At 66.4% G+C, this 8296-nt stretch carries 8 protein-coding genes; 6 read left to right on the plus strand and 2 right to left on the minus strand.

Annotated features, from left to right (window positions below; translation table 11 throughout):
• Positions 1 to 290 precede the first annotated feature (290 nt).
• Genes RS027_RS13210 through RS027_RS13230 form a run of 5 tightly spaced genes read left to right on the plus strand, consistent with a single transcriptional unit; the run spans position 291 to position 5133 of the window.
• A complete protein-coding gene (locus tag RS027_RS13210; RefSeq protein ID WP_311957681.1) occupies positions 291 to 1898 on the plus strand; it encodes a cbb3-type cytochrome c oxidase subunit I in 1608 nt (535 codons plus the stop codon).
• Complete coding sequence (locus RS027_RS13215) at positions 1895 to 2515, plus strand: cbb3-type cytochrome c oxidase subunit II (RefSeq protein ID WP_311957682.1); 621 nt, start codon at positions 1895 to 1897, stop codon at positions 2513 to 2515. The genes RS027_RS13210 and RS027_RS13215 overlap by 4 nt, the downstream gene beginning before the upstream one ends.
• Positions 2512 to 3168: a c-type cytochrome gene (locus tag RS027_RS13220; RefSeq protein ID WP_311957683.1), complete on the plus strand. Its 657-nt coding sequence runs from the start codon at positions 2512 to 2514 to the stop codon at positions 3166 to 3168. Before RS027_RS13215 ends, RS027_RS13220 begins: the two co-directional genes overlap by 4 nt.
• Positions 3168 to 4040: a c-type cytochrome gene (locus tag RS027_RS13225; protein ID WP_311957685.1), complete on the plus strand. Its 873-nt coding sequence runs from the start codon at positions 3168 to 3170 to the stop codon at positions 4038 to 4040. The genes RS027_RS13220 and RS027_RS13225 overlap by 1 nt, the downstream gene beginning before the upstream one ends.
• Positions 4033 to 5133, plus strand: coding sequence for a c-type cytochrome (locus tag RS027_RS13230; RefSeq protein WP_311957687.1), 1101 nt, complete (start codon positions 4033 to 4035; stop codon positions 5131 to 5133). The genes RS027_RS13225 and RS027_RS13230 overlap by 8 nt, the downstream gene beginning before the upstream one ends.
• A 36-nt stretch (positions 5134 to 5169) precedes the next feature.
• On the opposite strand, the gene RS027_RS13235 is transcribed toward RS027_RS13230, so the two are convergent.
• Complete coding sequence (locus tag RS027_RS13235; protein ID WP_311957689.1) at positions 5170 to 7398, minus strand: heavy metal translocating P-type ATPase; 2229 nt, start codon at positions 7396 to 7398, stop codon at positions 5170 to 5172.
• Between the two features lie 59 nt (positions 7399 to 7457).
• Positions 7458 to 7685 carry a hypothetical protein gene (locus RS027_RS13240; RefSeq protein ID WP_311957690.1) on the minus strand — a complete coding sequence of 76 codons (228 nt, stop codon included), beginning with the start codon at positions 7683 to 7685 and terminating at the stop codon, positions 7458 to 7460.
• A 94-nt stretch (positions 7686 to 7779) separates the two neighbouring features.
• Between RS027_RS13240 and RS027_RS13245 the strand changes: the two genes are divergently transcribed.
• Positions 7780 to 8094: a hypothetical protein gene (locus RS027_RS13245; protein ID WP_311957692.1), complete on the plus strand. Its 315-nt coding sequence runs from the start codon at positions 7780 to 7782 to the stop codon at positions 8092 to 8094.
• The last annotated feature ends 202 nt before the right edge of the window (positions 8095 to 8296 follow it).

Consider the following 8296-nt stretch of genomic DNA (forward strand, 5'->3'; position numbering starts at 1 on the left):
GTTCATCCGTGAGCATTTGTCGGGGCATGGCAGGCTTGCAGTTTGTTGGCGTAGGAACCTTTATTCTGCGAGCTTGCCCCTATCCTGCCAATACCCCTGCCATGAAACGTCAACAGACCCTAATTGTCACTAAATCAGTTTTATCTCACTTTCTTCCACTCTTCGGTGCCGCGCTAAAACCTGCTAGTCTTTTAATCCGAACCACAGCGCAAAACTGGTTTCTTACTCTAAAATGTCACGGGGCAGCGATTCGCCTGGTAGCGAGCACGCCCCAAGCCAACGGAGGTGACATGAACTTCACCATCGGGTCCCTTCTGGCATTCAGCTTTGCCGCCTCGCTGATCGCGGTAATCGCTCTGATCTGGGCCATTTCCACCCAGCAGTTCCGCATTACCGAAAGCGATGCCAGAACCGTCTTCGAAGACGACGATGAGGCCGGCAAACTGGATGACCCCACTTCGCCGTACAGCGACCGACGCGTCATCCAGGATCCGCGGCTGACCCGAGACTGGCACCGTTTGCTGATCGTGATGTTCGTCACCGCCACGATCTGGCTGGTGTTCGGCTCCGTATTCGGCGTCATCGCCTCGCTGAAGCTGCACCTCCCCGACTGGCTGACCGGCAGCGCGCCGCTGACCTTTGGGCGCATGCGCACCCTGCATCTGAACTCGGTTATCTACGGCTTCCTCTCGCTGGGTGGCATCGGCACGGCGATGTGGTTGGTGCCCACGCTGTTCAAGACGCCGCTGCGCAAGCCGCGGCTGGGCATGGTCGGCGCGGTAATCTGGAACATCGGCGTGCTGGGCGGCGTGACCGCCATCGCCAGCGGCTGGACCGACGGCCTGGAGTGGCTCGAGATCCCCTGGCAGTTCGACATCCTGCTGGCCCTCGGCGGCGCCTGTTTCGCCATCCCGCTGCTCTTTACCGCCGCCGCCCGGCGGGTGAACCATATCTATGTGTCCGGCTGGTACTACATGGCCGGCCTGGTGTGGTTTCCTACCCTCTTCATCATCGCCAATCTGCCGGACACGCACGCCGGCGCCCAGCAGGCCACCGCCAACTGGTGGTTCGCCCACAACGTCCTGGGGCTCTGGCTGACCCCGCTGGGACTCGGCGCGGCCTACTATTTCATTCCCAAGATCATCGGCAAGCCGATCTACTCCTATCGCCTGTCGCTGCTGGGTTTCTGGTCCCTGGCCCTGTTCTACAGCCAGGTGGGCATGCACCACCTGGTAGGCGGCCCGATCCCTACCTGGGTGGTATCGCTCTCGATCGTGCAGTCGGTGATGATGGTGGTCCCCGTCATTGCCGTTGCCATCAACCAGCACACGCTGAGTCTTGGCAACCTCTGGGCCTGGCGGGAAAGCCTGCCGCTGCGCTTTGTGGCGCTGGGCGCCATCATGTATACCCTGGCCTCGCTTCAGGGTTCGCTTGAGGCCGTGCGGGCCTTCAGCACCGTAGCCCACTTCACCCACTACACCGTGGGTCACGCGCACCTGGGCGCCTACGCGTTCGTGGCCCTGGTGCTGTTCGGCGGCATCTATTACATGATGCCGCGCATCACCGGGCGCGCCTGGCCGATGCCCTGGGCCATCAGCCTGCACTTCTGGCTGGTCGTCGTCGGCTTTGCGATCTACTTCTTCGCGCTGAGCATCGGCGGCTGGCTCCAGGGGCTGGCCATGGTCGACGCCAGCCGGGAGTGGCTGGAAAGCATGGAGCTCACCGTGCCCTACCTGGCCGGCCGCTCTCTGGGCGGCACCCTGATGACGCTTGGCCACTTGGTCTTTGCCGCCAACCTGGCCGTGCTGTTCCTCAGCCCCCGGCGGCATTTCGAGGAGGCCCCGGAGGCCCGAGAAAACCCGGCCTCCCCGACCACGGTACAGGAGTCTGAAGCATGAATCGCATACTCCCCCTGATCGTCGTTGCCCTGGCACTGCTGGCCTTCGCCACGCTGTTTCTCGTGGCCGGCCCCGCGGCCCAGATCCGCACCATCGAAGCGCCCGACGGGCTTTCGCCCTACAGCGAGGCCGAACAGCGCGGCCGCGATGTCTATGTCAGCATGGGCTGCGTGTACTGTCACACTCAGCAGCCACGCTCCAACGAGCAGGGGCCGGACACGGCCCGCGGCTGGGGGCGGGCCTCCACCGCGGCGGACTACGTCTACGACGAACCGCACCTGCTCGGCACCATGCGCACCGGTCCTGACCTGCTCAACGTTGGAGCTCGCCTGCCCTCCCGGGCGTGGCACCTGACGCACCTTTATCAGCCCCGAGCGATCACGCCGACGAGCATCATGCCGGCCTTCCCCTTCCTCTTCGAAGCCAAGGAAGAGGCAGACAGCGACGACGTGGTGGTGAAGCTTCCCGAACAGCATCGCCCCGAGGGCAAGGTCGTTGTCGCCAAACAGGCCGCCCTCGACTTGGCCGACTACCTGCTCAGCCTCGATCGCACCTATCCGGCTGAACATGATCACCTTCGCGACAACGGCTTTGTGGCCGAGAAGGAGGATTCATGACCCAACGTTCCAGCAAACGTCCTCGTTCGGGGTTCGTAGCCGGCATCCGTTACCGGCACTTCGACCCTTATGAGGCCTACAACCCCATCCCCTGGCAGGTCACCGCCATCCTGCTGGCGCTGGCGGTCTGGGGCATTGTCACCCTGCTCACCGATAGCCAGCTCGCCGAAGCGCCGCCGAAGATTGGCGAAGACGCCGAGCAGGCCGCCGTTGAGGCGGCCTCCGGGAGCGCCGATGGCCAACGGCTATTTACCGCCTACTGCAGCACCTGCCACCAGGCCGACGGCGCTGGCGTCAAGGGTGCCGTGCCGCCGCTAAACGGCTCGCACTACGCCCTGGCCGAGGCGGAAGTCCCGGTAAATATCCTGCTGCACGGCCTGGACGGCGAAATCGAAGTCAGCGGCAGCGTCTACAACGGGCGCATGCCGACTTTCCGGCACCAGCTGGACGACGAGCAAATTGCGGCCATTCTGACCCACGTGCGCAGCGGCTGGGACAACCAGGCCGACGGCATTGAGCCTGAATTCGTGGCCGAGCAGCGCGAACGCTTCTCCGGGCGGGTGAGCCCCTGGGAGGGCGGCAAGGCGCTGGAGGATACGTTCGGTGTCGCCGACACCCTCTCCTCCTCGGCCCCTAGCGAGGAGGACTCCTGATGCGAACCTGGATAACACCCGGCCGGCTGGCCGGCCTCTCGGCGCTGGCCGTCGCCGGGCTTGGCCTTGCGGTGCTGACCTACGGCCAGGGCGAGCCAGGCTCCGCCGAACCGTCCGACGAGCCCACCGAGGCCGCCACCCAAGAGCCCGACAGCGAGAGCATCAGCTCCCCGCTGGCCGCGGTCTATTTCGGCCAGGAGGCGCTACGTGCGAGCATCGAACTCGCCGGACCGCTGGTCGGGATCGGTACCGACCGAGACTGGGCGTGCGGCACCTGCCACGGCTACGGCGCCCAGGGCGCGGAAAACGTGCCGCGCCTGGCCGGGCAGTCGGCGGGCTACATCACCAAACAGCTGCACGACTACGCCAGCGGGCGCCGCCAGAATGACAACATGCGCTATATCGCCGAGGGACTGAGCGCCGAGGAAATGGCCGCGGTCGGCCAGTTTTATTCGAGCATGAACACCTCAAGCACCGCGAAGCCCCAGCTAAACGGCGACCTTGAGCGGGGCCAGGAGCTGGCGCTGGAGGGCGACTGGAACCTCGACGTGCCGGCCTGCTACAGCTGCCACGGCTCCTCCGCCTGGGGCGTGGGGCAAAGCTTTCCTGCCCTGGCGGGTCAGCACCCAAGCTACCTCTATACCCAGCTCGCCGGCTGGAAGGCGGGGCGGCGCAACAACTCGCCGGGCAGGCTGATGCACAGCGTGGCCTCGGCGCTTTCCGACGCCGACATGCGCTCGGTAGCCGATTTCATGGCCACGTTGCCTGCCCCACCGGCCCGGCAGTCGACCCGGCTCGAAACGCCGGCGCCCGAGCGTCTGGCCACCTCCGCCCAAGCCGATAGCCAAGGAGGGAGCGACGAGCATGAGTGATCACAAGACGTCTAAAATGCAAAGATCTACCCGGCGGCGCCTGGCCTATGCCGGCGTCGGCGCGGTGGGGCTGTTTATTGTGGGAACCCTGGTCGCCAACTACGACCTGCTGCCCTACGTCACCGGCCCGGCGCCGCAAACCTCCGAGGCAGAGCGCAGCGCACAGATCGCCCGGGCGGCGCGCACCCAGCTCGACGAACAGCGCAAGGCCTGGCAGGAGGACCTTTCCGCCGGCCCGCCCAAGCTGCCTATCGGCCCGCGGGGCTACTACCAGCCCCCCCATGAAGATGACATCCCCGACGACGAGTTCGGCGATGCCGTGAAGCGCGGCCGAGAGATCTTCCTGAATACCGGGACCAACGCCGGCGAGTTTGCCGGCAACGACCTCGCCTGCGCCAACTGTCACCTCAACACCGGGCGCCGGCCTAACTCGGCACCGATGTGGGCAGCCATTACCAACTACCCGGCGTATCGCGGCAAGAACAAGATGATCAACACCATCGAGGACCGCGTTAACGGCTGCTTCACCTACTCGATGAACGCCCCCGCCTCGCCCAGCGGCGGGCCGCCGCCCCCGGGTCATCAGGTCTACAAGGATCTCGAGAGCTATTTCTCCTGGCTGGCCGACGGTAACGCGCTGCGCGAAGACGTACCCGGGCGCGGCTACCCCGCCCTGGAAGAGCCCGAGCAGGACTACGACCGGGAGCGCGGCGAACAGGTGTTCGCCGACAACTGCGCCGTCTGCCACGGGCTCAACGGCCAGGGCCAGAAAGACCTCAACGGTCGCTATATCTTCCCGCCGCTGTGGGGCCCCCACTCCTACAACTGGGGTGCTGGCATGCACCGAGTCAACACCGCCGCCGGCTTTATCAAGGCCAACATGCCGCTGGGCAGACCCGACAGCCTCAGCAATCAGCAGGCCTGGGACGTCGCCGCCTATATCAATAGTTTCCCGCGCCCGGCGGACCCGCGCCAGGTCGATGAAGGCCTTGATCTGGACGAGGCCAAGGAAGCGTATCACCAGCACAAGGACTACTACGGCGAGGCCCGTAACGGCGCCACCCTTGGCAAGGGCGCTACCCCGCGGAGCTAGCGCGGCGGGGTAGCCAGCCTCAAGGGCTTGGCGCCCCTACCCTTCCCCGGCCAGCCGCGAGGCGTTGGCGGTCACCGTCAGCGAGCTTGCGGCCATGGCGATGACCGCCACCACCGGGGGAATCATGCCAAAGGCGGCAAGGCTCAGGCCCACGGCGTTGTAGATCACGGCGAACACCAGGTTCTGGCGCATCACGCCATAGGCGCGCCGCGCCGCGTCCACGGCGTCGGCCACTCGGGTGACGCCGCCCTCGGCGATCGCCACGCTGGCTGCGGTCATGGCGGGGCCGGCGGCTTCTCTTACCGCGATACCCACTGTCGCCTCGGCCAGCGCCGGGCCGTCGTTGATGCCGTCGCCGACAAAGGCGACGCCGCCCCGGGTGGCGCGAACGATGGCCGCCTTGCCCTCGGGCGAGCAGTTGGCGTAGACCCGCGAATCCGGCAGACCCAGCTGGCGGGCCACGGCCAATGACGGAGGTGCTGCATCGCCGCTGACAATGGCGCACTCGATACCGCCGCGGCGCAGCCGGGCGACCGCCTCGACGGCATCGTCGCGCAGCCGATCCTTGAGCCAGAGCGTTGCCACCCAGAACCCGGCCACGGCGACCTCCACGCCAACGCGGATGGCCGGCGCGGCCTCGTCTGCCGCTTCGCTTTTGCACGTCACGCCCTGGCTTTCGAGAAAATCGGCGCTGCCGACCAGCACCGTGCCGTGCTCGGAGGCGTCCAGGCGGACTCCGCGCTCAAAGCGCTGCGGCGCGCTGGCCTGCCCGCTTGGCGAGGGCACCCCGGCGGTCTGTAAAGCGCGCGCGATAACGTGCTCCACGTCCTGCTCGGCCTGAGCGGCCAGGGCCAGAACCTCGTCTGACGTCAGCGACGTTTCCCCGCGCAGGTGCACCTCGTCAACGGCCAGCTGCCCCTCGGTCAGGGTTCCGGTCTTGTCGAACATCAGGGCATGGATGCCTGCCATGCTTTCCAGCGCCGCGGGATGACGAAACAGAATACCCCGGCGCGCCGCCTGGCTGGCCGCCGCTACGTAGGCCACCGGCACCGCGATGCCCACCGCGCAGGGGCAGGCGATGACCAGCACCGACACGGCCCGCAGCAGCGCTTCCTCCAGAGGGAATCCCACGGCGAGGCTGCCCAGAAGTGTCATCGTCGCCAGCCCGAGCGCTACGGGTACGATGAAGCGGGCGACCCGATCGGCGAGCCGCTGGGTGTCGCCCTTGGCCCCGGCCGCCTCGGCGATGCGCGCGCCGATGCGATCGATGCGCCGTCCGCCGACCGGCTTGTCGACAACCAGCGTCAGCGCGCTGGCCAGGTTGACGCATCCCGCCTCCACGTAATCGCCGCTGGCCACCGGAGCCGGCAGCGACTCCCCGGTGAGCACGCTGCGATCCAGCCGGCTCGCACCCTCGAGCACGATACCGTCAAGCGGAACGCGCTGACCGGCCGCGACCCGGATGCGCTCGCCGCTGGCGACCGTTTCCGCAGCTACGCTGACCGACTGCCCCGCCGCATCGAGGCGCTGCGCCGTTTCCGGCAGGGTATCTTTAAGGGCGTCGATCGCCTGGGTGGCGTGCCGCAGGGTGCGGGTCTCGATAAAGCGCCCCAGGGTCAGCAGGCCAACGAGCATGGTGGCGGTATCAAAGTAGACGTGGCTGCTGCCTTGGCTTAGCTGCCAGACCGATAGCCCCACCGCCGCGGTAACGCCGAGACCGATCAGGGTATCCATGCCGGGGACGCCGGTGCGCAGGGTGCGCCACCCGGCCAGCAGAATCGGCAGGCCGACAAAAAGCAGAACCGGCACGGCAAGAGCGCCGGCAACACAGGCGATCCACCAGCCGGTGGCGCTCGCCGCCACGCCGCCGCTATCGATATAGAGAACCAGCGAAAGCACCAGGGTCCACATGCCAAAGAAGGCGGCGATGGCCAGGCGAATGCCCAGCCGCTCGACGTGCCGGTCAATGCGCGCCAGGGTTTCGGCAGCGCTCAGCGGCGGCCCCAGACGATAGCCCAGGCGAGCCACCCGCCGCGCCAGCTCGCGCAGCCGGAGCTGGCGAGGGTCCCAGCGCACCACGGCGGTGGAGGTGGCAAAGCTCACCCCCGCCTCGGTGACGCCGGGCGTTCGCTGGATGACCTGCTCGGTGGCCGCCGCGCAGCTGGGGCACCAGAGCCCGTCGATGGAAAGCAGCGCCTGGCCGTCGCCCTCAAGCGCGTCGAGCGCCTCAGCGGCTTCCTCCCTGTCACGTCGCCGTTTTGTCATTGCTATACCTGCCCCTCCTCGACTTTGAACTCCGTTCACTACTTTCCGGGGCCATGCACCTAGCCGATGCCGTACCAGATGCCATTGGCGTCATCGTATTCCGCCAGCCCCACGGCCGCCAGCGACAAGAGCCCGTCTTCGATCTTTTGGCGCGGCTTGTTCTTGAACTGGCCGGCCAGGCTTTCCACGCCGTGAGGGCTTTCGGCGAGGGTTTCGCGCAGCGCTTTCAGCTGCTCGGGCGCCGCCTTGGGGAAGGCGCGCTTGGCTTTGGCCGCGGCCAGGCGCATCAGCAGCTCCTCGGCACAGCAAATCAACAATGGCGGATATACTATCATTGTCGCTAAGCTTAAGGTGACAAAGGGTTCCACAAGGAGGAAGCACATGCATCAACATATCGAATGGGACACACCCGGCGCACACAGCGTCGCCGCCTACTATGCCGAACACCCCGAGGGCTACAGCGAGCCGCGCCCCGGCGTCATTGTTTCGGGGCGCTATGAGGGCGTTAACGTGCGCGTTAAGGTAGAGGCCTACAAGGACCGGGTGAGCATCGGCAGCGTCGCTGCCATCATTGATGCCCAAGGCAAGCGCTTAAAGCAGCACGGCAAGATCCAGCTAGGGGATATCGTGCGCCTGCCCGACGACCAGCGGGCCTTTGAGTCCGTAAGCGAACCTCCCCGGGGAGAGGATGACTGACGCCGGCGTAACGCGTTAGACCCACTCTTCTCACTTTCAAGGCGCTTGGTGGCCAGCCGAACGCTCGGCTGTGCCCTCTCGTTGTGCGCCAGGCATGGCGCGTAGCACCGACAGGTGCTGTTCCCGGGGGTAGTGCCCCGGGATGACTTGGGGGTGAGAGTCCCCTACGGACCTTGATAGCGGGAACCGTTAGCCGAACAGC

It is taken from the genome of Halomonas garicola (assembly GCF_031935715.1).
GTDB lineage: Bacteria > Pseudomonadota > Gammaproteobacteria > Pseudomonadales > Halomonadaceae > Vreelandella > Vreelandella garicola.

Excerpts from the sequence above, each read along its gene's own strand:
- RS027_RS13210 (WP_311957681.1), top strand. The coding sequence starts at position 291 with ATGAACTTCACCATCGGGTCCCTTCTGGCATTCAGCTTTGCCGCCTCG.
- RS027_RS13215 (WP_311957682.1), top strand. The coding sequence starts at position 1,895 with ATGAATCGCATACTCCCCCTGATCGTCGTTGCCCTGGCACTGCTGGCC.
- RS027_RS13220 (WP_311957683.1), top strand. The coding sequence starts at position 2,512 with ATGACCCAACGTTCCAGCAAACGTCCTCGTTCGGGGTTCGTAGCCGGC.
- RS027_RS13225 (WP_311957685.1), top strand. The coding sequence starts at position 3,168 with ATGCGAACCTGGATAACACCCGGCCGGCTGGCCGGCCTCTCGGCGCTG.
- RS027_RS13230 (WP_311957687.1), top strand. The coding sequence starts at position 4,033 with ATGAGTGATCACAAGACGTCTAAAATGCAAAGATCTACCCGGCGGCGC.
- RS027_RS13235 (WP_311957689.1), bottom strand. The coding sequence starts at position 7,398 with ATGACAAAACGGCGACGTGACAGGGAGGAAGCCGCTGAGGCGCTCGAC.
- RS027_RS13240 (WP_311957690.1), bottom strand. The coding sequence starts at position 7,685 with ATGCGCCTGGCCGCGGCCAAAGCCAAGCGCGCCTTCCCCAAGGCGGCG.
- RS027_RS13245 (WP_311957692.1), top strand. The coding sequence starts at position 7,780 with ATGCATCAACATATCGAATGGGACACACCCGGCGCACACAGCGTCGCC.